Annotated in this window: 14 protein-coding genes; 13 read left to right on the plus strand and 1 reads right to left on the minus strand. The window is 70.3% G+C overall.

Annotation, left to right across the window (positions count from 1 at the left end; translation table 11 throughout):
- Window positions 1-48 precede the first annotated feature (48 nt).
- The 8 genes from gcvT (at window position 49) to RB608_RS26010 (ending at window position 7,343) form a co-directional block, all read left to right on the plus strand.
- Window positions 49-1,182 carry a glycine cleavage system aminomethyltransferase GcvT gene (gene gcvT, locus RB608_RS25975; RefSeq protein ID WP_308090992.1) on the plus strand — a complete coding sequence of 378 codons (1,134 nt, stop codon included), beginning with the start codon at window positions 49-51 and terminating at the stop codon, window positions 1,180-1,182.
- 2 nt (window positions 1,183-1,184) lie between these two features.
- A complete protein-coding gene (locus RB608_RS25980) occupies window positions 1,185-1,454 on the plus strand; it encodes a hypothetical protein (RefSeq protein ID WP_308090993.1) in 270 nt (89 codons plus the stop codon).
- A 142-nt stretch (window positions 1,455-1,596) separates the two neighbouring features.
- Window positions 1,597-2,427: a PhzF family phenazine biosynthesis protein gene (locus RB608_RS25985; protein ID WP_308090994.1), complete on the plus strand. Its 831-nt coding sequence runs from the start codon at window positions 1,597-1,599 to the stop codon at window positions 2,425-2,427.
- A 27-nt stretch (window positions 2,428-2,454) separates the two neighbouring features.
- A complete protein-coding gene (locus RB608_RS25990; RefSeq protein ID WP_308090995.1) occupies window positions 2,455-3,264 on the plus strand; it encodes a thymidylate synthase in 810 nt (269 codons plus the stop codon).
- A gap of 4 nt (window positions 3,265-3,268) precedes the next feature.
- Window positions 3,269-3,790, plus strand: a complete 522-nt coding sequence (locus RB608_RS25995; RefSeq protein WP_308090996.1) for a dihydrofolate reductase — start codon at window positions 3,269-3,271, stop codon at window positions 3,788-3,790.
- 25 nt (window positions 3,791-3,815) lie between these two features.
- The gene (locus RB608_RS26000) at window positions 3,816-4,754 is read left to right on the plus strand and encodes an LLM class F420-dependent oxidoreductase (protein WP_308090997.1); all 939 of its coding nucleotides are present in this window, start codon (window positions 3,816-3,818) and stop codon (window positions 4,752-4,754) included.
- Window positions 4,755-4,770: 16 nt separating this feature from the next.
- Window positions 4,771-5,658, plus strand: a complete 888-nt coding sequence (gene dapA / locus RB608_RS26005; protein ID WP_308090998.1) for a 4-hydroxy-tetrahydrodipicolinate synthase — start codon at window positions 4,771-4,773, stop codon at window positions 5,656-5,658.
- Entirely contained in the window at window positions 5,658-7,343 is a 1,686-nt protein-coding gene (locus tag RB608_RS26010; RefSeq protein WP_308090999.1) for a ribonuclease J, read from the plus strand. Before dapA ends, RB608_RS26010 begins: the two co-directional genes overlap by 1 nt.
- 200 nt (window positions 7,344-7,543) lie before the next feature.
- Here the strand turns inward: RB608_RS26010 and RB608_RS26015 are convergent, their stop codons facing one another.
- Window positions 7,544-10,762 carry a M4 family metallopeptidase gene (locus RB608_RS26015; RefSeq protein WP_308091000.1) on the minus strand — a complete coding sequence of 1,073 codons (3,219 nt, stop codon included), beginning with the start codon at window positions 10,760-10,762 and terminating at the stop codon, window positions 7,544-7,546.
- Window positions 10,763-10,982: 220 nt separating this feature from the next.
- On the opposite strand from RB608_RS26015, the gene RB608_RS26020 reads away from it, so the two are divergent.
- The 5 genes from RB608_RS26020 (at window position 10,983) to RB608_RS26040 (ending at window position 23,243) form a co-directional block, all read left to right on the plus strand.
- Entirely contained in the window at window positions 10,983-13,613 is a 2,631-nt protein-coding gene (locus tag RB608_RS26020; protein WP_308091001.1) for a DNA translocase FtsK, read from the plus strand.
- 5 nt (window positions 13,614-13,618) lie between these two features.
- Complete coding sequence (locus tag RB608_RS26025; RefSeq protein ID WP_308091002.1) at window positions 13,619-15,292, plus strand: helix-turn-helix domain-containing protein; 1,674 nt, start codon at window positions 13,619-13,621, stop codon at window positions 15,290-15,292.
- A gap of 52 nt (window positions 15,293-15,344) precedes the next feature.
- Window positions 15,345-16,793 (plus strand): 30S ribosomal protein S12 methylthiotransferase RimO, encoded by a 1,449-nt coding sequence (gene rimO, locus RB608_RS26030; protein WP_308091003.1) that lies wholly within the window; start codon window positions 15,345-15,347, stop codon window positions 16,791-16,793.
- Window positions 16,793-17,443, plus strand: a complete 651-nt coding sequence (pgsA, locus tag RB608_RS26035) for a CDP-diacylglycerol--glycerol-3-phosphate 3-phosphatidyltransferase (RefSeq protein ID WP_308091004.1) — start codon at window positions 16,793-16,795, stop codon at window positions 17,441-17,443. The genes rimO and pgsA overlap by 1 nt, the downstream gene beginning before the upstream one ends.
- A gap of 208 nt (window positions 17,444-17,651) precedes the next feature.
- Window positions 17,652-23,243 (plus strand): ExeM/NucH family extracellular endonuclease, encoded by a 5,592-nt coding sequence (locus RB608_RS26040; protein WP_308091005.1) that lies wholly within the window; start codon window positions 17,652-17,654, stop codon window positions 23,241-23,243.
- Window positions 23,244-23,291: the final 48 nt, after the last annotated feature.

Genomic DNA, 23,291 nt, shown 5'->3' on the forward strand with positions numbered 1-23,291 from the left:
GAATAGCCACGCTCCCGTCCGGGAGCCGCATGCCCTAGATTCCGGTTCATGGCGGACGCGACCACCGAGCAGTCATCCGAGCAGTCACCCCAGCACTCGCCCCTGCACGACCGGCACGAGGCGCTGGGCGCCAAGTTCTCGGAGTTCGGCGGGTGGCTGATGCCCCTCGAGTACCCCACGGGCGTGGTCAAGGAGCACGCCGCCGTCCGCGGTGGCGTCGGCATCTTCGACGTCAGCCATCTCGGCAAGCTGGTGGTCCGCGGGCCCGGGGCGGTGGACTTCCTCAACGCCACCCTCACCAACGACCTGCACCGGATCGGCCCCGGCCAGGCGCAGTACAGCCTCGTCGTCGACGACGCCACCGGCGGGATCGTGGACGACGTCTTCACCTACTACCGCGACGACGACCACGTGCTCGTCGTCCCCAACGCCGCCAACAACGACGAGGTACGCCGTCGCCTGGTCGCGGCCGCGCCGGAGGGCGTCGAGGTGCTCGACCACCACCGCGACTACGTCGTGCTCGCGATCCAGGGCACCCGGTCCGACGAGGTCGTCGCCGGCGTCGGGCTGCCGGCGGGCCACGACTACCTGACCTTCGTCGAGGCGCCCTTCGAGGGCGCGCGGGTCGTGGTCTGTCGCACCGGCTACACCGGCGAGCGCGGCTACGAGCTGATCGCCCCGTCCGAGGTCGCGCCTGCCCTGTGGGACGCGCTGATGGCCGCCGGCGAGCAGTACGACCTGGTGCCGGCGGGTCTCGGCGCCCGCGACACGCTGCGCACGGAGATGGGCTATCCCCTCCACGGGCAGGACATCTCCCCGGACATCACCCCCAACGAGGCCCGCCTCGGCTGGGCGGTCGGCTGGAAGAAGCCCGCCTTCTGGGGCCGCGCCCGGCTGCTCGCCGAGCGCGAGGAGGGCCCGCGCCGCAAGCTCGTCGGGATCGTCTCGACCGGCCGCGCGATCCCGCGCCCGCACATGAGCGTGCGGCTGCTGCGCGACGTCCCTCTCGGCGAGGTCACCTCCGGCACCTTCTCGCCGACCATGAGGAAGGGCATCGGCCTGGCGCTGGTCTCGACCGTGGTCGACGACGGCGCCGAGGTGATGGTCGACGTCCGCGGCCGACCGGAGGTCTTCCAGATCACCAAGCCCCCGTTCGTGCAGCCCTCCGTGCGAGAGTCGTGACCATGACCCTGCCCGAGCAGCCCGCTCCCTACCGTCCGTCCGCCCCGGCCGAGAACCCCTGGCACTGGCGCCTCGAGGACTCCTCGGGCGCCGAGGTGACGCTGACCGGTGCCGACGCCCAGGAGTACGCCGACCAGGCGTTCCCCAACCAGGGCGACGCCGAGTCCTGGATCGGTGAGATCTGGTCGGCCCTCGCCGACCTCGGCGTCACCCAGGTGACGCTCTTCGAGGTCGACCGCGAGGTATACGGCCCGATGTCGCTCAGCGCGTGACGCCGCACGTGTGGCACGCACCTCGCCGCGTTGTCGTCGGTCGACGGCCCGCTTCGCTTGACAGCCGCCTCCCTCCTCCGCCTTGCGATGCACGCACCACACGCACGGCGGCATCGCGCTGTGTGACGCGCTGTGTGACGCCATGATCCGGGACTTCCGCCAGGTCGACGTGTTCACCGCCGAGCCCCTGCTCGGCAACCCCCTCGCCGTGGTCCACGGCGCCGACGGGATGAGCGAGCAGGAGATGCAGCGCTTCGCGCGCTGGACCAACCTCAGCGAGACGACCTTCCTGCTCGCCCCGACCGACGCCGCGGCCGACTACCGGGTGCGCATCTTCACGACCGAGGAGGAGCTGCCGTTCGCCGGTCACCCCACCCTCGGGTCGGCGCACGCCTGGCTCGAGGCCGGCGGCGTGCCGGCGGGGGAGGGCGTGGTGCAGGAGTGCGGTGTCGGGCTGGTCCGGCTGCGCCGCGACGGCGGCCGGCTGGCGTTCGCGGCCCCCGACCTGATCCGCTCCGGCCCGGTCGAGGAGGAGCTGGCCGAGCGGATCGCGACCGGCCTGCGCATCGACCGCTCGGCGATCGTCGACCTCGCCTGGGCCGACAACGGGCCCGGCTGGGTGGCCGTCCGCCTGGCCAGCGCCGAGGAGGTGCTCGCCCTCGCCCCCTCGCTCGCGGACCTGCCCGGCAAGGTCGGCGTCGTCGGCCCCTACCCGGACGGCTCGGAGTGCGCGGTCGAGGTCCGCGCGTTCGTGTCCGACGAGGCGGCCGGCACCGAGGACCCGGTCACCGGCTCGCTCAACGCCTCGCTCGCGCAGTGGCTCGCGGGCGGCGTGCTCCCGGCGTCGTACGTCGCGGCGCAGGGGACGGTCATCGGCCGACGGGGACGGGTCCATGTCGACACCGACACCGGCGGCACGATCTGGGTCGGCGGCGACACCCTCACGACCATCCGAGGGACGGTCACCCTGTGACGACCCACCGCCGCCTAGGCTGAGCTCGTGCGCGCGTACCTCGACCTCGTCCAGCGGATCCTCGACGAGGGGACCGAGAAGGGCGATCGCACGGGCACCGGCACGCTGAGCGTGTTCGGCCACCAGATGCGCTTCAACCTCTCCGCGGGCTTCCCGCTGGTGACGACGAAGAAGATCCACACCCGCTCGGTGTTCGGCGAGCTGCTGTGGTTCCTCCGCGGGGACACCAACGTGCGCTGGCTGCAGGAGCGCGGCATCACGATCTGGGACGAGTGGGCCGACGAGAACGGTGACCTCGGCCCGGTCTACGGCGCTCAGTGGCGCTCGTGGCCCACGCCCGACGGCGGCCACATCGACCAGCTCGCGCGGGTGATCGCACAGATCCGGGCCAACCCCGACAGTCGCCGCCACGTCGTCTCGGCCTGGAACCCCAGCCAGGTCGACGAGATGGCGCTGCCGCCGTGCCACAGTCTGTTCCAGTTCTACGTCGCCCCGGACGCCGAGGGGCGCAGCCGGCTCAGCTGCCAGCTCTACCAGCGCTCCGCCGACGTGTTCCTGGGCGTGCCGTTCAACATCGCGTCGTACGCCCTGCTGACCCACATGGTCGCGCAGGTCGCCGGTCTCGGCGTCGGGGACTTCGTGCACACCCTCGGCGACGCGCACCTCTACTCCAACCATCTCGAGCAGGCCCGGCTCCAGCTCACTCGCGAGCCGCGGCCGCTGCCGACGCTGGTGCTCAACCCGGCGGTCACCGAGATCGACGCGTTCGAGCTCGACGACATCACGGTCGAGGGCTACGACCCGCACCCCGCCATCAAGGCCCCGATCGCGGTCTAGGCGGATGACCACCCCCGCAGGACGGCGGGTCACCATGGTGGCCGCCGTCGCCGAGAACGGCGTGATCGGCGCCGACGCCGACATCCCGTGGAAGATCTCCGAGGACTTCCAGCACTTCAAGGCCACGACGACGGGCCATGTGCTGATCCTGGGCCGCACCACCCACGAGGGCATCGGGAGGCCCCTGCCGGGCCGCATCACGATCGTCTTGACCCGCGACCCGTCGTACGCCGCGGAAGGGGTCGAGGTCGCGCACTCGATCACCGACGCCCTCGACCTCGCCGACCGGCTCCTGGACGGGCAGCCCGACGACCGGCAGGTGATGATCGGCGGGGGAGCGGCCGTCTACGCCGCCGCGATGCCGTACGCCGACGAGCAGGTCATCTCGGAGATCCCGCTGTCACCGGAGGGCGACACCCACTACCCGGAGTTCGGCCCGAAGCGCTGGCGCGAGGTGCGTCGCGAGCCGCGCGACGGGTTCACGATCGTGTGGTGGGAGCGGGCGTTCTCCTGCGGCGGGTCCTGACCAGACGACTGGCAAGGTAGGAGACATGGAGCTCCGTGTCTTCACCGAACCGCAGCAGGGCGCGACGTACGACGACCTGCTGGCCGTCGCCCTCGAGGCCGAGCGCCTCGGCTTCGGCGCCTTCTTCCGCAGCGACCACTACCTCCACATGAGCGGTGACGGCCTGCCCGGCTCGACCGACGCGTGGACCACGCTCGCGGGCCTGGCCCGCGACACCGGCACGATCCGCCTCGGCACGATGATGACGAGCGCCACCTTCCGCCACCCCGGCGTGCTCGCGATCCAGGTCGCGCAGGTCGACCAGATGAGTGGCGGCCGGGTCGAGCTCGGCATCGGCGCCGGCTGGTTCACCCAGGAGCACACGGCCTACGGCATCCCGTTCCCCGACACCGGCGAGCGCTTCGAGCGGTACGCCGAGCAGCTGGAGCTGATCACCGGGCTGTGGTCGACGCCGGTGGGCGAGCGGTACGCGTTCGGCGGGCAGCACTACCGGCTCGACGACAGCCCCGCGCTGCCCAAGCCGGTCCAGTCGAGCGGCCTGCGTGGCGGTGTCCCGCTGCTGATCGGCGGCAAGGGCGCCCACAAGACCCCGGCCCTCGCGGCGGCGTACGCCGACGAGTTCAACCTGCCGTTCGTCGACGAGGAGTTCACCGCCGTCCAGTTCGGCCGGGTGCGTCGCGCGGCGGAGGAGATCGGACGGGACCCGGCGTCGATCATCTGGTCCAACGCCCTCGTGCTGTGCGTCGGCGAGGACGAGGCGGCGATCGCCCGGCGGGCGGCCGCCATCGGCCGCGAGGTCGACGAGCTGCGGGCCAACGGACTGGCCGGCACGCCGGCCGAGGTGGTCGACAAGATCGGGCGGTACGCCGCGCTGGGCGCCCAGCGGATCTACCTCCAGGTGCTCGACCTGGGTGATCTCGACCACCTGCGCCTCGTGGCGGCTGAGGTGATGCCGCAGGTGTGACGATAGGCTGGGGGTCATGACTCCCGCACCCTTCGGCACCATGCTGACCGCCATGGTCACGCCGTTCCTCGAGAACGGCTCCGTCGACCTGGACGGAGTGCAGAAGGTCGCCAAGCACCTCGTCGACAACGGCAACGACGGCATCGTCGTCTCCGGCACGACCGGCGAGTCCCCGACCACCACCGGCGCCGAGGACGGCGAGACCCTGGCCGCCGTCAAGGACGCCGTCGGCGAGCGCGCCAAGGTGGTCGCCGGCGTGGGGACCAACGACACCCGCCACTCCGTCGAGCTCGCCAAGCAGGCCGAGAAGGTCGGCGCCGACGGGCTCCTGCTCGTGACGCCCTACTACAACAAGCCCAGCCAGCCCGGCGTGCTCAACCACTTCCGCCACGTCGTCGAGGCCACCGGCGTGCCGGTCATGCTCTACGACGTCCCGGGCCGCACCGGCACCAAGATCTCGCTGGAGACCTATGCCGCCGCCCGCCAGTGGGACACCGTCGTCGCGGTCAAGGAGGCGACGGGCGACCTGGCCCGCACCGCCCAGCTGGTCGACCTCGGCTACGCCGTCTACTCCGGCGACGACGTCAACACGCTCGGCTACCTCGCCTACGGCGCGACCGGCCTGGTCTCGGTCGTCGGCCATGTCGCCGGCACCCAGCTGCGCGCGATGATCGACGCCTTCCTGGCTGGCGACCACGCCGAGGCGCTGCGCATCCACACCGGCCTGATCCCGGCGTTCGAGGCGATCATGGGCGTGGGCAACTACGGCGCCACGACCGCCAAGGCCGCGCTGGAGCTGGTCGGCGTCCTGACCGACCGAACGGTCCGGCCGCCACTGCTGGCGCTCGACGACGCGGAGGTCGCCGACCTCCGCGCCGGTCTCGCCGCGGCGGGCCTCCTCTGATGTCGCACCCGCACCCCGAGCTGTCCGCGCCCCCGAAGCTGCCCAAGGGCGGCCTGCGGGTCATCCCCCTCGGGGGCCTCGGCGAGGTCGGCCGCAACATGACGGTCTTCGAGTACGACGGTCGGCTGCTCATCGTCGACTGCGGCGTGCTGTTCCCCGACGACCACCAGCCCGGCGTCGACCTGATCCTCCCCGACTTCGCGGCCATCCGCGACCGGCTCGACAAGGTCGAGGCGCTGGTGCTGACCCACGGTCACGAGGACCACATCGGCGCGACGCCGTACCTCCTGCGCGAGCGGCAGGACATCCCGCTGGTCGGCTCCGAGCTGACCCTGGCGCTGCTCAACTCCAAGTTGCGCGAGCACCGCCTGCGCCAGACGCCGTTCTACACGGTCAAGGAGGGCGACAAGATCTCGTTCGGCCCCTTCGACCTGGAGTTCGTGGCGGTCAACCACTCCATCCCCGACGCGCTCGCGGTCGCGATCCGCACCGGCGCCGGCCTGGTGCTCCACACCGGCGACTTCAAGATGGACCAGCTCCCGCTCGACGGCCGGATCACCGACCTGCGGGCCTTCGCCCGACTGGGGGAGGAGGGGGTGGACCTCTTCCTCACCGACTCCACCAACGCCGAGGTGCCCGGCTTCACGACGGCCGAGCGCAAGATCACCCCGGTGCTCGAGCAGGCCTTCGCCGAGTCGAAGCAGCGCATCATCGTGGCCTGCTTCGCCTCCCACGTGCACCGCGTCCAGCAGGTCCTCGACACCGCGGTCAAGCACAACCGCAAGGTGGCGTACGTTGGCCGCTCGATGGTCCGCAACATGGCGATCGCGCGCGACCTGGGCTACCTCAAGGTCCCGCCGGGCGTGATGGTCGAGGCCAAGGAGCTCGCCGACCTCGCCCCGGAGCGGCAGGTGCTCATCTCGACCGGGTCGCAGGGTGAGCCGCTCAGCGCGCTGGCCCGGATCGCGCAGCGCACCCACAACTTCGTGCACCTCGAGGAGGGCGACACCGTCGTCCTCGCCTCCAGCCTGATCCCCGGCAACGAGAACGCCGTCTACCGGGTGATCAACGGCCTGGCCCGGCTCGGCGCCCGGGTCGTCCACAAGGGCAACGCCCTGGTCCACGTCTCCGGTCACGCCAGCGCCGGCGAGCTGCTCTACTGCTACAACATCGTCAAGCCGCGCAACGTGCTGCCCGTGCACGGCGAGGTCCGCCACATGCTCGCCAACGGCGACCTCGCCAAGCAGACCGGCGTCGAGAACGTCGTCTACGCCGAGGACGGCGTCGTCGTCGACCTCGTCGACGGGGTGGCCTCGGTGGTCGGCAAGGTCGAGTGCGGCTACGTCTTCGTCGACGGCCAGTCGGTCGGCGACGTCACCGAGTCGGAGCTCAAGGACCGCCGGATCCTCGGCGAGGAGGGCTTCATCTCGGTGATCGTGGTCGTCGACTCGGTCGCCGGCAAGGTCTCCGCCGGCCCCGAGATCCACGCCCGTGGCCACGCCTGGGCCGACTCCGACTTCGAGCCGATCAAGCAGCCCATCGTCGACGCCGTCAACCGCTCCATCAGCGAGGGCAGCACCGACACCTACCAGCTGCAGCAGACGGTGCGCCGCACCATCGGCCGCTGGGTGAGCAACACCCACAAGCGCCGGCCCATGATCATCCCGGTCGTCGTCGAGGCCTAAGAGCGGGCCGACGCCTGCATGACCATGCGCCGCGTGGCGCTCGCTCGACGGGTAGAACGCGTTGCAATTGGGCACATACCGCATCCGATTGCCCCGAATTGTTGCGGTTGGGGACCAAACCGCAACAACGGAGGCAGAAAAAAGCCGAGAGTGCATGAGCTCTCGATCCACCGAGAACCCATGCACTCTCGTGCGTCCTGCTACTGCTTGCCCTTCAGCTTGATCGTCACCTTCCCCGAGAACGGCGCGATCTTGGCGTCGCCGGGGTAGCTCACGGTCGCCTTGACCTTGCGCTTGCCCTGCCTCCACAGCTTCTTGAGCTGCTTCTTGGCCTTGACCTTCAGCACGCCGTTGACCACGGTCCCGGTGTACGTCCTGCCCTTGATCGTGACCGTGACCGGACCGGACGGCATCACGCCGTTGGCGGTGTTGATCGTGATCGTGACGGTGCCCTTCTTGGCGCTCGCCTTGGGGGAGACGGTCGCGGTGCCGGGGGCCGGCGGGACCGGGGCGGTGCAGACGCTCAGGGCGACGTTGTCGATGTACCAGCCGTCGTTGCCGTTGCAGCCGTCCATGCCGAAGTCGAACCGGAACTGGACGGTGTCACCGGGCTTGGCGATCATCGACAGGTCGATGGCCGAGTAGCCCCACTGTCCGGTCGGGAGCCCACCGTCGGCGCCGGTGAACGCCGGCTCTCCGGCCATCGGGTTGGTGTTGCCGGCCGCCACGGAGTCGAGTTCCCCACCGGGCGCGTTGTAGAGCCAGGCCCGGTCCGGGACCAGCTCGAACTCCGGAGCGCCGTTGACCTTGACCTTCACGTTGCCGCCGTCGAACGAGACCTCGGTGGCGACGTAGTGGTCGAAGGAGAGCCTCGGCAGCGCGCCGTCCGGCACCGTCAGGACCGGTGTCGACATCCCCACGCGCGAGGAGTAGTCGTCCTCGTCGAGGTTGCAGCTGCCGAAGTTGCCGGCCTCGCCCTTGTCATCGAAGTAGAGCACCGACGTGCCGCCCTTGTGCTGCATGCCGCCCTTGCTGACGACCGGCAGTTCTCTCGTGGTCGTCGCGTCGAAGTGCTTGGAGCCATGCCCATCAGGTCCGAAGTCGGCGTACTCGACGTCCTGCGTCCAGCCGGCCGGGATGCCCGACTCGAAGCCCTCGGCCCACAGGTCCTTGGTGACCGTGTCGTCGCCACAGCTGGCCTTGCCGCTGTGGAACATCGGCTTGAAGTTGCACTGCACCGGCTCCTTGCGCAGCTCGGTGGCGGCGATCGCCTTGGTCACCGCCGCGCAGTCCGCGGCGGCGATGGGCGCGATGGTGCCCTCGTCGGCCGCACTGCCACCGGTGGCGCTGTTCCCGAGCGTCAGCTTCTTCAACGCGGTGTTGCCGGTCAGCGTCGCGCAGGACGCCTCGAGCCCGTCGGCCAGCTCGGCGAAGCCGGAGGTCGGGGTGAGGTAGACGAACTGCGTGCGCCAGAAGAGGTGCGCGGCCTTGTCCAGGCCGATGCCCGGGACGGTCACGCCGTTGAAGGTGCCGCCGTCGACGAGCAGCGCGAAGGTGTGGTTGACCACGCCGGAGTTGGTGTGGACGCCGCCGCTGTCGTCGGTGTCGCAGAAGTACTCCTCGTCGGACACCTTGCCCGGGTCGCCGTAGCAGTTCGGGTTCCACATGTCGCGGATGGCGCTACCGAAGGCCGGGTCGTCCTCGCCGGACAGCCAGCGGAAGCTCGCGTCGCGTGAGCCCGGCACCTCGGCGTCGGTCAGCGTGATGCTCAGCGGGCCGGCTGCGGCCTTGATCTCGGCTCCGTCGGCCTGGCTGACCATCGCACCGTAGATCTCGGAGAAGCCGGCGACCGACGCGACGCCCGGCTGGTTGTTGCCGAAGATGATGCCCGTCGCGCCGGCGTCCTCGGCGTGCGCGATCTTGTCGGCGAAGGCGCACAGGCCCCGGTCGACGTACACGAACTTGCCTGCGATCTCGGTACCGTTGTCGAACGGCGAGCAACCGTCGCTGTCGGTGCCGACCACCTCGCCCTCGTCCTCCTCGACGGCGTCGACGCCGACGACGAGGTCGTCGGTGACGTTGTCGATGATCGGACCGAAGGCGGCCGCGACAGCGGTGCACTCACCGACCTCGTCCAGCGGTGTCACGACGACGTCGATGTCACCGCGGGTGCCCTCCGAGCACTTGCCGTCGGTGCGATGGGTCTCCTCGTCGGGCTGGTTGAAGCGGTCGTTGAGCATGTCGACGGTCTCGCCCCAGATGTCGGAGTAGGCCTCGTTCATCGCACCTGGCTGCCACTGGTAGAGCAGGCCGGACGTCTTCTCCGTGTAGGCGTGGCCCCACTCGTGGGCGACGGTGTCGTCGGAGGAGACGCCGGTGCAGTAGTTGGTCGACCGGCCGTTCCAGTTGGCGTTGGGGCACTGGATCGTCGGGTCGTTGTTGACCGTGATCATCTTGCCGCCCGCGCCGTCCCAGGAGTCCCGGCCGAAGGAGTTCATGAAGAGCCAGTACGCCTCGCCGGTGCCCTGGACCTCGTTCTGCTGGTCCTCGGTCAGGTCAGCGCCCCCGGTGCCTTCGGGCCAGTTCGGGGCGTCCGTCTCGACCCACACCGGAGGGTTCTCGATCGACTGCTCGTGCAGCTCGCGATCGAGCGCGTGCGCGATCATCGAGTAGCGGTTCACCGGCTTGCCGGTGATCGCGTCGAGCACGCTGGTCTCGCGGGTCTGCTTGCCGTCGGTCACCTCGACCACCCAGGCCAGGAGGTTGCGGCCCTCGACACCCTGGATGGCACCCATCCGGTAGACCATCAAGGTGGCCTCGGCGGTGAGGGTGCTCGCCTTCGGCTTGACGGCGGCGTCCTCGCCCGCGCCGGCGGGTGCCTGCGCGGCGAGCTCGATCGCCTTCGCCTCGGCGCTCGCCTCGTCGATGCGGGGTGTCACGTCGACGTCGACCTTCGGGGCGACGTGCCCGGACACCGACACGAGGTCGCCGTCGAGGTCGACCTGGGCGCGCAGCTTCGCGCCGAAGACGGGGACGCCCTGGTGGCTCTGGGCGAAGTCGACGGTGTAGCCCGCCTCCGTCTTGGTGACCGCGCTCTGCTCGAGCTGGCCGGCGGACGCGCCGAACGCGCGGGCGTACTTGTCGACGTACGCGCTCGACTTCTCCTGGGCGCCGCTCCTCGTCGTCCCCGAGCGCTCGGACGGGTACAGGTCCTTGGTCGCGCTGATGAAGCCGAGCCGGTCGGTGGCCGGGGACATGGTCACGGCGACATCGCCGCTGGCCTCGCCGCGCATCTGCTGGACGACGGACGGATCGTTCGGGGCCGCCGTCACCGGCGCCGAGGGGACGACCACGAGGGCCGCCCCGACGAGCGAGAGTCCGACGCCCTTCCTCAGGGCATCGGGAAGGTTGAGTCTCACGAATGTTCTCCTCGAGATAGAACGTGTCGTCGGCGGGGTCCGAGTGTTGCCCGCTCCGAACACTGCTCGGCACCCTAGGACGCAGGAATGCGGCCGGTCCAGAGGTCCGACGGAAACTCTCCTTTACCTTCACGCTGAGACCGGAGAACATCCCGGGCCCCGACGACACACCGCCCTGTGGTCCGTGTGACTGGAGTGACGATCGCCTAGGTTTGGTGTCATGGCGACCCGTACGTCTTCCCCGCCGGGGTCGCGCAGCAGGACCGGTTCTTCCTCCCGCTCGGGCGTGAAGAAGACAGCCAGCTCGCGTACCCGGAGTACGACCACCAAGAAGCGCCCGCCGGCCAAGAAGTCGACCGCGAAGTCGACGCAGGCCCGGCGGCCGGCTCCGCGCGCCGTGCGCAGCGGTCCCGGGCCGGTGCTGCGCGCCTTCACCGCCCTCGGCCGGGGTGGGGTCGCCCTGTGGCTGGCCTTCGCCCACGGCATCGGCGCGGTCACCCGCGGCGTCGGCCACGGCGCCCGGGACATCGCGCCCGAGCAGCGCCGCGACGGGTTCGGCCTCCTCCTCGTCGCGGTCGCCCTCGTCATCACCGGCGCCGTGTGGTTCGAGGTGCCGGGCGGCGTCATGGACTTCACCCGGGCCGCGGTGTCCGGGTCGGTCGGCAAGATCGGCTGGTTCGTGCCGCTGCTGGTGCTGGCCGCCGGCTGGCGGGTCATGCGCGACCCGGTCGGCAACGGGCCCGTCGGACGCCAGGTGATCGGCTGGACCGCCTTCGCGTTCGGGCTGCTCGGCATCGTCCACATCGCCAACGGCAGCCCCGAGCCGGTGCAGGGCGATACGACGCCGTTGCGCGACGGTGGCGGTGCTGTCGGGTACGTCGTCTCGGCTCTGCTGCTCGACCTGCTCCGCGCACCCGCCGTCGTCGTACCGCTCCTGGTCCTGCTCGCCTTCTTCGGCCTTCTCGTGATCACGGCGACGCCGCTCTACCGCGTGCCCGACCGTCTGCGCGAGCTCGGCGACCTGCTACTCGGCCGCCATCACGGGGCGGACGACGACGCGACCCAGGCGATCGACCTCGACGACACCTTCGAGCGGATGGGTGACCCGGCGTACGACTCGCCGGTCCTGGACGAGCCCAGGAAGCGCCGGCGCAAGAAGGACGAGCCGAGCCCGGTGGAGGAGTCGATGGAGCTGCGCGAGCCCATCGACGTCCCGCTCGTCGACGACGAGCCGCTCGACCCCGAGGCGGGATCCAACGCGCTCATCGCCCGACGGCTCGCGCAGAGCTCCGGTGCCGGCCAGGACGACGAGACCGGCGACCTCGAGCCGCCGCCGCACGCCGACCTGCCGCAGCGCGTCGAGCAGCTCGCCCTGTCCGGCGACATCGTCTACACGCTCCCCGACGCCACCGCGCTCAAGCCCGGTGACCCGCACCGCGCCCGCTCCAAGGCCAGCGACGAGGTCGTCGATCGGCTGCAGACCGTGCTCGACGAGTTCAACGTCGACGCCCAGGTCACCAGCTACACCCGCGGTCCGACGGTCACCCGCTACGAGATCGAGCTCGGCACGGGCGTCAAGGTCGAGAAGATCCTCGGCGTCCAGCGCAACATCTCCTACGCCGTCGGCTCCGAGGACGTGCGGATCCTCAGCCCGATCCCCGGGAAGTCCGCGGTCGGCGTGGAGATCCCCAACACCGACAAGGAGATCGTCTCCCTCGGCGACGTGCTCCGCTCGAACACGGCGCGCAACGACCACCACCCGCTGATCGCGGGCCTCGGCAAGGACGTCGAGGGCGGCTTCGTCGTCGCCAACCTGGCGAAGATGCCGCACCTCCTGGTCGCCGGTGCCACCGGCTCCGGAAAGTCGAGCTTCATCAACTCGATGATCACCTCGGTGCTGATGCGCTCCACGCCCGACGAGGTGCGGATGATCATGGTCGACCCCAAGCGGGTCGAGCTCAACGCCTACGAAGGTGTGCCGCACCTGATCACGCCGATCATCACGAATCCCAAGAAGGCCGCCGAGGCGCTCGAGTGGGTCTGCCGCGAGATGGACATGCGGTACGACGATCTCGCCAACTTCGGCTTCCGGCACATCAACGACTTCAACAAGGCCGTCCGCGAGGGCAAGGTCGAGGTCCCGCCGGGCAGCGAGCGGACGCTGTCGCCCTACCCGTACCTGCTGGTGATCGTCGACGAGCTGGCCGACCTGATGATGGTCGCCCCGCGCGACGTCGAGAGCTCGATCGTCCGCATCACCCAGCTGGCCCGCGCGGCCGGCATCCACCTGGTGCTCGCCACGCAGCGTCCGTCGGTCGACGTCGTCACCGGTCTGATCAAGGCGAACGTGCCGTCCCGGCTGGCGTTCGCGACGTCCAGCCTCGCCGACAGCCGGGTCATCCTCGACACCCCGGGCGCGGAGAAGCTGGTCGGTCAAGGTGACGGCCTGTTCCTGCCCATGGGCGCCTCGAAGCCGATCCGGGTCCAGGGGTCCTGGGTCAGCGAGCCCGAGATCCACGCGGTCGTCAAGCACTGCAAGACGCAGCTCGAGCCCAGCTACCGTGAGGACGTCACCGCGCCGGCGGCGTCCAACAAGGTCCTCGACGACGACATCGGCGACGACATGGACCTGGTGGTCCAGGCGATCGAGCTGGTGGTCTCCACCCAGTTCGGCTCCACCTCGATGCTGCAGCGCAAGCTCCGGGTGGGCTTCGCCAAGGCCGGTCGGCTGATGGACATCCTCGAGAGCCGAGGCGTGGTCGGCCCCAGCGAGGGATCCAAGGCCCGTGACGTGCTGGTCAAGCCCGACGAGATCGACGCCGTGATCATGACCATCCAGGGCGAGGGGTGAGCGAGATGACCGAGAGCGTCAGCCAGCCGGAGCAGCCCGCCGAGCAGTCCACCGATCAGGGGGTCGTGCAGGGGATCGAGGTCCGCCGCAATGTCGCCCTGTCCGCGTCGGTCGGCGGGTTCTCGGCGCTGCTCACCGTCGCCTTCGCGGTGCGCGCCTTCACCGGGGGCACGACCCTCGACTGGGTGACCTTCGGGGTCCTGGCCCTGGTCACCGTCGCTCACGTCGCCGCCCTGGTCGACGGCCGGGCGCCGCTGCTGGTCGCCGACGAGCATGGCGTCCGACTGCGCCAGGGCGCGACCTGGCGGGGGATCGCGTGGCCCGAGATCGACTGCCTCGAGCACCTGCCCCGTCGGGGCCTGGTCCGCGACGGTCACCTGCTGGTCGACGGGAACGACAGTCAGCAGCTCGTCGTCCCCCTCACGCTGGCCACGCGGCTGGTCGGCGCCGAGCCGGGCTCGCTGAGCGACGTGCTGGCCGAGCTCGCCGACGGCCGGGCCGACGTGGTCGAGGTCGTGCCGGACATGACCGACGAGGTCCCCGAGCGCTCCGGCTCGGTGCCGCAGCTCAGCGATCTGTACGCCGACGAGACTCCGGACGCACCGGAGGAGCGCCGCGGCATCGCGGCGCGCGTGGCGGCCGGCCTCGCCGGTCGGCGCGAGCCCGATCTCGACGCGCCCGTCCTCGATGAGCCCGTCCACGACGGCTCCGACTTCGAGGACACCGGCGAGGTCGTGCTGGCCGCCGACACCGAGAGCACCGACGAGTTCGCCGCGGTCGAGGAGCACGGCGGCGAGCAGGACGAGCCGCCGGCGCCGGAGCGCCCGACGGTGCTGCCGGCGCGGGTCGAGAGGGACCGGCCGACCCTGGTCCGGGCGCAGGTCGTCCCCCCGGTCGTCGCGACCCCGGCCGCCGACGACACCGGCTCGGTCACGGTCGTGCTCGACGACCTGGCCGTGCGGCCCGCCGCGCAGCCGGTGATCGGTCCGCAGCTGGCCGCCGCGCGCGACCGGCTCCGTCTCACGATCGACCAGCTCTCCGAGCGCACCCGGATCCGGCCCCACGTCATCGAGGCGATCGAGGTCGACGACTTCGCTCCCTGCGGGGGCGACTTCTACGCCCGTGGGCACCTGCGCACCCTCGCCCGGGTGCTCGGCATCGACGCGGGACCGCTGGTGGCGTCGTACGACGAGACCTACGCCGACGCGCCGGTCGACCCGCGCCGGGTGTTCGAGGCCGAGCTGGCGACCGGCGCGGGCGGTGCGATCCGTAGCACCCGCGGAGGACGCAACTGGTCGGTCCTCGTCGCCGCGGTGATGGGGGCGGTGCTGGTGTGGTCGGTCGCCAAGCTCGTCATGGGCGGGCCGGCCCCGGTCGGCGACACCCCGGTGCTGAACCAGAGCGGCGGCGTCTCCCAGGCCGCCGCCGCGAAGGGCGACCCCGTGAAGCTCACGCTGACCGCGGCGGGCGGCGGCGCCCAGCTGGTCATCCGCGACGCGGCGGGGGAGATCGTCTTCGACGGCAACCTGGCCTTCGGCCAGACCTCCGAGCTGAAGGTGGTGCCGCCGGCGCGGATCTGGAGCTCCGACGGCTCGGTGACCTACGCCATCGGCGGCAGGCAGCCGCAGGCGCTCGGCGACACCGGTGCTGAGGTGTCGAAGACCGTCGTGGCGCCCTGACGCCGCTGAGGAATGCCGGCCGGCCCACGCTCGCCGGTATCCTCGACCGGACATGACCAGCACATCCACGAACCCCGTCTCGGTGGCCCTCCTGACCCTCGGCTGCGCGCGCAACGACGTCGACTCCGAGGAGCTGGCCGGCCGACTCGCGGCCGACGGCTTCGCGCTGGTCGACGACCCCGAGGACGCCGACACGGTCGTGGTCAACACCTGCGGCTTCGTCGACGCGGCCAAGAAGGACTCGATCGACACCCTGCTCGCCGCGGCAGATCTGAAGGAGACGGGACGACCGCAGGCGGTCGTCGCGGTGGGGTGCCTGGCCGAGCGGTACGGCGCGGAGCTGGCCGACTCGCTGCCCGAGGCCGACGCCGTGCTGGGCTTCGACGACTACCAGGACATCTCCGGCCGGCTGCGCTCGATCCTCGCCGGTGAGCGCCCGCACCCGCACACGCCGCGCGACCGTCGGCTGCTGCTCCCGATCAGCCCGGCGGAGCGTCAGGCCGCGGTGGAGGCACCGGTCGCCTCCGACACCGACGTCGAGATCGCCATCCCCGGTCGCTCCGCGATCCGTCGCCGGCTCGACGGCGGACCGATGGCGCCGCTCAAGCTGGCCAGCGGCTGCGACCGGCGCTGCACCTTCTGCGCGATCCCCATGTTCCGCGGCTCCTTCGTCAGCAGGCGTCCCTCCGACGTGCTGCAGGAGGCCCACTGGCTCGCCGGGCAGGGGGTCAAGGAGCTCTTCCTCGTCTCGGAGAACTCGACCTCCTACGGCAAGGACCTCGGCGACCTGGGCCTGTTGGAGACCCTGCTGCCCGAGCTGGTCGCGGTCGACGGCATCGAGCGGGTCCGGGTCTCCTACCTGCAGCCCGCGGAGACCCGGCCGGGCCTGGTCCGCGCCATCGCGACCACACCGGGCGTGGCGCCGTACTTCGACCTGTCGTTCCAGCACGCCAGCGCGACCGTGCTGCGCCGGATGCGCCGCTTCGGCGACCCGGACAGCTTCCTCGGCCTGCTCGCCCAGGTGCGTGCGCTCGCGCCCGAGGCGGGAGTGCGCTCCAACGTCATCGTCGGGTTCCCGGGGGAGACGGAGGAGGAGTTCCAGACGCTGTGCGACTTCCTGGTCGCCGCGCGGATGGACGTCACCGGCGTGTTCGGGTACTCCGACGAGGACGGCACCGAGGCCGCGAAGCTCGACGGCAAGCTCGACGACGACGAGATCCGCGCCCGCGTCCAGCACCTCAACGACCTGGTCGCGGAGCTGACGTCCGAGCGTGCGGAGGAGCGGATCGGGAGCACCGTCGAGGTGCTGGTCGAGGAGCTCGACCCCGACGGCACCGGCGACGGCACGGTCGAGGGACGCGCCGCCCAGCAGGGCCCTGAGGTCGACGGCGCCACCCGGGTGCTCGGCGTACCGGACGCGCGGGTGGGTGACCTCCTGCGGGCCGTCGTCGTCGACTCCGACGGCGTGGACCTGATCGCCGAGCCGGCAGGAGGACAGTGATGACCGGGACCAGCACCGGGGCCACTCCGGCCGCGGCCAAGCCGAGCAACTGGAACCTCCCCAATGCCCTGACGACGCTGCGGATCATCCTGGTCCCGGTCTACGGCTGGGTGCTGCTGCACGACGGCGGCGACTCGATCACCTGGCGGACCGTGGCATGGGGGATCTTCTTCGTCGCCATGGTCACCGACAAGGTCGACGGTGACATCGCCCGCGCCCGGAACCTCGTCACCGACTTCGGCAAGATCGCCGATCCGATCGCCGACAAGGCGATCACCGGCATGGCCTTCATCGGCCTCTCGATCATCATGGACACCTGGTGGATGTGGACGATCACCGTCGTCGTCCTGGTCCGGGAGTGGGCCGTGACGCTCCTGCGTCTCTCGGTCCTCAAGTCGGTCGTCATCGCTGCCGCCCAGAGCGGCAAGTGGAAGACCGTCGCCCAGGCGCTGGCCCTGGGCCTACTCACCCTGCCGCTGCTCGAGGTCGGCGACGAGGTGGGCTGGCTCGACGTGCCGGGGGAGATCACCTACGGCGTCGCGATCGCGCTGCTGCTCGTCGCCTTCGCGCTGACCCTGTGGTCGGGCTACGAGTTCTTCCGTGACGTCTGGAAGCAGCGTCACGACATCCGCAAGTCGTCCGCTTCCTGAGCCGACGTAGATCCTGCGGAGCGACGGTCCGCAAGAGCAAAATCTGACGGCTTGTCGTCACCTTTTCGTCACTTGGTTTTCCTCAGCCCCTTGCCAGCGGAACCAGGGATCAGCCTAGGTTAAGGACCCTTCCCCTCCGTTCTCGCCAGCATCTCGGGCCCGCGCGATCGGCTGTCCTTTGCCGCTTTGACGACCTCGGAAGAAGCTCATGCGTTCTGTGAAGCAGTTCTTTTTCGCCACCCTCGGCGCAGCTCTCGCGGTCTCGGGGCTGACAGCGCTCCAGGCAACGCCCGCGACGGCCAGCGTGTCGGCCAAGATCTCGTCCTTCCCGTACAGCCAGGACTGGTCGGGCCTGACAGCTGCGAGCACCTGGGCGGACTTCCCCGGGGTGGAGGGCTTCACGACGGGCGTCTCGATCTCCCCGTCCAACCAGCCGAACACCACCGAGGTCGGACTGCTGACCGCCGAGGGCACGCTGACGTCGGCCCTGACCCCGCTCGCGGGCAACACGCCGAACACGAACTCCAACGGCGGTGTGTTGGCCTACCATTCGGCCACCGACAAGACCGTCGCGCTCAGCGCCACCGGCACCATCACGACGCCGCTACTGGCGTTCCACCTGGACACCTCCGGCGAATCCGGCATCGGCGTCGCCTACGACGTCCAGGACCTGGACAGCAGTGCGGACGACCAGCCGACCCGGGTGGCTTTGCAGTACCGCGTCGGCACGTCCGGTAGCTACGTCAATGTCCCGGGCGGCTACGTTACTGACGCTACCGGCCCCGGTAATACCGCGGTGACGTCCACTCACGTGGCTGCCGCACTGCCTGCCGCGGCGGACAACCAGGCGGATGTCTTCGTCCGCGTGATCACCCTCGACAACGCCACCGGCAGCAACGAGCACATCGGCATCGACAACATCGACATCACGACCGGTGGTGTCGTCGAGCCCGACCCTTTGGCCGCGACGAACCCGGGCAACAAGACCTTCACGCAGAATCAGGCGATCGCGCCGGTCGCGCTCCAGGCCACCGGCGGCACCTCGCCCTACTCCTGGGAGGTGACGGGCGGAGACCTCCCGGACGGGCTGGACCTCGTCGGCAACCAGATCAGCGGCACGCCGACGACGGTCACGCCGAGCCCGGTCGAGATCACGCTGACGGCCACCGACTCGGCGACGCCCACTCCGGCGACCGCGACGGCGACCTTCACGATCACCGTCCAGGCCCCCCTGCCGATCACCCCGATCGCCCAGCTCCAGGGCACGGGCGACCGCTCGCCGTATGCGCCCCCGACCGGCACGGACCCGGGGGAGGAGACGGTCTCGACGACCGGCATCGTCACCGGCATCTACCGAGACCCGAGCTTCGCCAACAACGGCTTCGACGGCTTCTACCTGCAGACCGGCGGCACCGGCGGGAGCGTGCCGACCGGGGGGTCGCACGCGATCTTCGTCTACGGCGCCAGCGCGATCCCGGGTGACCTGGAGGTCGGTGACTCGGTCCAGGCCACGGGCAAGATCAGTGAGTTCTTCGGCCTGACCGAGCTGAACGCCCCGACCGGTGGGGTCGTCGAGCTCGGCGCGGCACTGCCGGACGTCACGGCGCTCGCGACGGCGTACCCGACCACGGAAGCCGGTCGCGAGGCGATCGAGGGCATGCTGCTCGACCCGACCGACGACTTCACGGTCACCAACGCCTACTCCACCAACCAGTACGGCGAGGTGGGGCTGGCCACCGGCGACGAGCCGCTCCGGCAGCCCACGGAGCACGCGGCGCCCAGCGACACCGCCGCGGTGCAGGCGATCCGTGACGAGAACGCCGAGCGCTCCGTCGTGCTGGACGACGGCACGAGCGTCAACTACCTGGGCAACCAGGCCACCAAGGCCCAGCCGGTGCCGTGGCTGACCGGGGCCGACGGGAACGCGAACCCGGCACCGCCACGGGTCGGAGCCGGCGTGACGCTCCACCAGCCGGTGATCCTCGACTATCGCAACAACGCCTGGAAGCTCCAACCCCGACTGCCGGTCTTCAAGAACGGTGCCGACGTCGCGACCTTCGAGGACACGCGGGCCGCCGACGCGACCCCCGCGGACGTGCTCACGATGACGCCGGGCAGGACGGGCGACCTCAAGATCGCGACCTTCAACGTCCTCAACTACTTCAACACGACCGGCGAGGCCTACACCGACGCCGGTCCGCTGCAGAACCCGCCACTGGACACCTTCTGCACCTATTACACCGATCGTGGCCCGGGGACCTCCCAGCGCATCGGGAACGACTCGTGCGGCGTCCGGCTGCTCGACGACCCGACGACGGAGAAGGACGAGTCGAAGGACAACGACGGTCGCGGTCCGCGCGGTGCGGCGACCGCCGCCAGCCTGGCCCGTCAGGAGGCCAAGCTGGTCCACACGATCAACGCGCTCGGGGCCGACGTGATCGGCCTCGAGGAGGTCGAGAACTCGATCAAGCTGCCCGGCGAGACCAACCGGGACGACGCCGTCGCCCGTCTGGTCCAGATCCTCAACGACGCCTCGGGGGCGGGCACCTGGGCGTACGTGCGGAGTCCGGGCGAGGCGCTCACGGCGGCCGCGGTGGCCGAGCAGGACGTGATCCGTCCGGCGTTCATCTACAAGGTCGCGAAGGTCGAGCCGGTCGGCGGGTCGGACATCCTGTTCGGCACCACCGAGTTCGCCAACGCCCGCGAGCCGCTGGCCCAGGTCTTCAAGGCCAAGGGTGCGCCGGACAGTGACGGCTTCGCGGTCGTCGTCAACCACTTCAAGTCCAAGGGTGACAACCCGGCGCCGATCCCGCCGGCGACCGGCGACAACGCGCAGAACGGCGAGGTGGGTGCGTTCAACGGCGACCGGGTCCGCCAGGCCACCCGGCTGGTTCAATTCGCCAACGACTTCGCCGCCGAGCGGGACGTCGATGCGGTCTTCCTGGCCGGTGACTTCAACTCGTACACCAAGGAGGACCCGATCGGTGTCCTCACCGGAGCCGACTACACGCTGATCGAGTCGAAAGACGAGGGCGACGAGAGCTACTCGTACCAAGGCCTGTCCGGCTCCCTCGACCACGTGCTCGGCAACCCCGCCGCCATGGACATGGTGACCGGCGCCGACATCTGGGAGATCAACGCCAACGAGGCGGCGTCGTTCCAGTACAGCCGCTACAACTACAACGTCACCGACTTCTGGCTGCCCAACAAGCCGTGGGCGACCTCCGACCACAACCCCGAGATCGTCGGCATCGAGGTGCCCGACTTCACCCCGACCTCCTACAAGGAGATCCAGGTGATCGGCACCAACGACTTCCACGGTCGCCTGCTGCCGGACGCGGGCAACGCGGCCGGCGCGGCGCCCTTCGCCTCCGCGGTCAAGGACCTCGAGGCCCAGTTCCCGCCGGGCAGCACCGCCTTCGTGGCGGCCGGCGACCTGGTCGGCGCCTCCACCTTCGAGTCGTTCATCCAGGACGACGAGCCGACCATCGACGCCCTGAACGCGATGGGCCTCGACGTCTCGGCGGCGGGCAACCACGAGTTCGACCGCGGGTACGCCGACCTCGAGGGCCGGATCCGCGACCGGGCCGACTGGGAGTACATCGCGGCCAATCTCGACTATGCCCCCGGAGTGGCAGAGGAGGACAAGCTCGCCGAGACCTGGGCGACCACGCTCGACGGCGTCAAGGTCGGCTTCGTCGGCGCGGTGACCGAGGATCTCCCCGGTCTCGTGAACCCGGCCGGCATCGAGGACATCACGGTCACCGACGTCGTCGACGCGACGAACGAGGCTGCGGAGGAGCTGAAGACCGCGGGCGCCGAGATCGTCGTCCTGCTGGTGCACGAGGGCGCCCCGACGACCGAGTGCGACTCGGCGAGCTTCACCGACCCGGCGACGGTGTGGGGAAACATCGTCCAGAACACGTCTTCCGACGTCGACGCGATCATCTCCGGTCACACGCACCTGGCCTACAACTGCCGCTACACCGTGCCGGACTGGCAGGCCGACAGCAGCCGCACGGTCAAGAAGCGGCCGGTCGTCTCCGCCGGCCAGTACGGCACCAACCTCAACCAGCTCGTCTTCAAGTTCGACGAGACGTCCGGTGACCTGGAGGCGATCAGCCAGGACGTGATCGCCGCCGCCGGCGTCGGCTACGCCGCGGACCCGACCGTGCAGGCCATCGTCGACGACGCGGTGACCTTCGCCGCCGCCGAGGGCGCCACGATCCTCGGCAAGATGACCGGACCGTTCAAGCGGGCGACCTACAAGTCCGCGGCCAACGCCGATCTCGAGAACCGCGGCGGCGAGTCGACCCTGTCGAACCAGATCGCCGAGGTGCAGCGCTGGGCCACGGACGCTGCCGGCATCGAGACCGACATCGCGTTCATGAACCCGGGCGGCCTCCGTGCCGACATGGACGGCACCGCCAACGGCACGGAAGTGGACCTCAGCTATCGCGAGGCGGCCGACGTGCAGCCGTTCGCCAACACGCTGGTCAACATGAAGCTGACCGGTGCCCAGCTCGAGGAGATCCTCGAGCAGCAGTGGCAGCGCACGGCCACGGGGAGCGTGCCGTCACGGCCGTTCCTGCGACTCGGCGTGTCGAAGGGCTTCACCTACACCTACGACGAGACGCCGGAGACGGTGACGGCCCCGAACTCCGCTCCGGTGCAGACCTTCCAGGGTGAGGTGACCGGCATGTGGCTCGACGGGGTGCCGGTCGACGCAGCCCGGGCCTACTCCGTCACGGTCAACTCGTTCCTCGGCGGCGGTGGCGACAACTTCTGGGAGTTCGCCGACGGCGCCCAGAAGGTCGACACCGGCAAGGTCGACCTCGAGGCGATGGTCGAGTACATGAAGCAGTACGACACCGACGCCCTGCCGGTCGACTACAGCCAACGCGGCGTCGAGATCACCCTGCCCGACGACGCGCCGGCGTCGTACGGCCCCGGCGACACCGTCGCGTTCGAGGTCGGGTCGTGGACCATGTCCGCGCCCGGCGACGAGCAGGACAGCGAGGTGGAGGTTCGACTCGGCGGCACGCTGCTCGACGCCTTCGCGGTCGACAATGCCGTCGGCAAGCAGCCCTACGACAGGTACGGCACGGCCACAGTGTCGGTGACCCTTCCGGAGGACGTCTTCAACGGCACGACCGAGCTGACGGTCTCGGGGGCCACCACCGGAACCTCGGTCCCCGTGATCATCCAGATCGAGGGCGGGCAGGAGCCGACCGAGACACCCGTCGTGAACCAGGCACCGCCGACGGTCTCCGGGGTGGCGCGGATCGGCCAGACCCTGACCGCGAGTGCGGGCACGTGGGAGCCCGAGCCCGACTCGGTCGTCTACCAGTGGTACGCCGACGGGGTGCCGATCCCCGGTGCCACCGGTCGCACGCTGGTGCTGGGAGGCGGCCAGGTCGGCACCCGGATCACGGTCGGCGTGACCGCTCGTGCCGCCGGCCACGCTGATGCCACCGCGGTCTCGGCCCAGGTCGGTCCGGTGGCCAAGGGCTCCGCGACCGTCTCGGTCAAGACGAAGCCGAAGAAGATCAAGCTCCGCAAGACGAGGACCAAGGTGTTCGTGACGGTCACGACCCCGGACGGGGTCGCCGTCACCGGCAGCGTCACGGTCAAGGCCAAGGGGCAGAAGGCCCGGACGGTCATGGTCGTCAACGGCAAGGCGAAGGTGAGGTTGAAGGCGTTCAGCTCCACCGGCGCCAAGCGGATCAAGGTCAGCTACGCCGGCAGCGCTCTGCTCTCACCCGCCGAGAGCGTCACCAAGGTCCGGGTGGTGCGTTGAGCGTCTCGGCGCCGAGCACGCACCTCCTCCAACGTCCTCTCAAGTCCA

The organism is Nocardioides sp. LHD-245, assembly GCF_030929495.1.
Lineage (GTDB): Bacteria > Actinomycetota > Actinomycetes > Propionibacteriales > Nocardioidaceae > Nocardioides.

Bases quoted from the DNA above. Each gene is read 5' to 3' on its own strand.
- gcvT (WP_308090992.1), top strand. From the start codon at position 49: ATGGCGGACGCGACCACCGAGCAGTCATCCGAGCAGTCACCCCAGCAC.
- RB608_RS25980 (WP_308090993.1), top strand. From the start codon at position 1,185: ATGACCCTGCCCGAGCAGCCCGCTCCCTACCGTCCGTCCGCCCCGGCC.
- RB608_RS25985 (WP_308090994.1), top strand. From the start codon at position 1,597: ATGATCCGGGACTTCCGCCAGGTCGACGTGTTCACCGCCGAGCCCCTG.
- RB608_RS25995 (WP_308090996.1), top strand. From the start codon at position 3,269: ATGACCACCCCCGCAGGACGGCGGGTCACCATGGTGGCCGCCGTCGCC.
- RB608_RS26000 (WP_308090997.1), top strand. From the start codon at position 3,816: ATGGAGCTCCGTGTCTTCACCGAACCGCAGCAGGGCGCGACGTACGAC.
- dapA (WP_308090998.1), top strand. From the start codon at position 4,771: ATGACTCCCGCACCCTTCGGCACCATGCTGACCGCCATGGTCACGCCG.
- RB608_RS26010 (WP_308090999.1), top strand. From the start codon at position 5,658: ATGTCGCACCCGCACCCCGAGCTGTCCGCGCCCCCGAAGCTGCCCAAG.
- RB608_RS26020 (WP_308091001.1), top strand. From the start codon at position 10,983: ATGGCGACCCGTACGTCTTCCCCGCCGGGGTCGCGCAGCAGGACCGGT.
- RB608_RS26025 (WP_308091002.1), top strand. From the start codon at position 13,619: ATGACCGAGAGCGTCAGCCAGCCGGAGCAGCCCGCCGAGCAGTCCACC.
- rimO (WP_308091003.1), top strand. From the start codon at position 15,345: ATGACCAGCACATCCACGAACCCCGTCTCGGTGGCCCTCCTGACCCTC.
- pgsA (WP_308091004.1), top strand. From the start codon at position 16,793: ATGACCGGGACCAGCACCGGGGCCACTCCGGCCGCGGCCAAGCCGAGC.
- RB608_RS26040 (WP_308091005.1), top strand. From the start codon at position 17,652: ATGCGTTCTGTGAAGCAGTTCTTTTTCGCCACCCTCGGCGCAGCTCTC.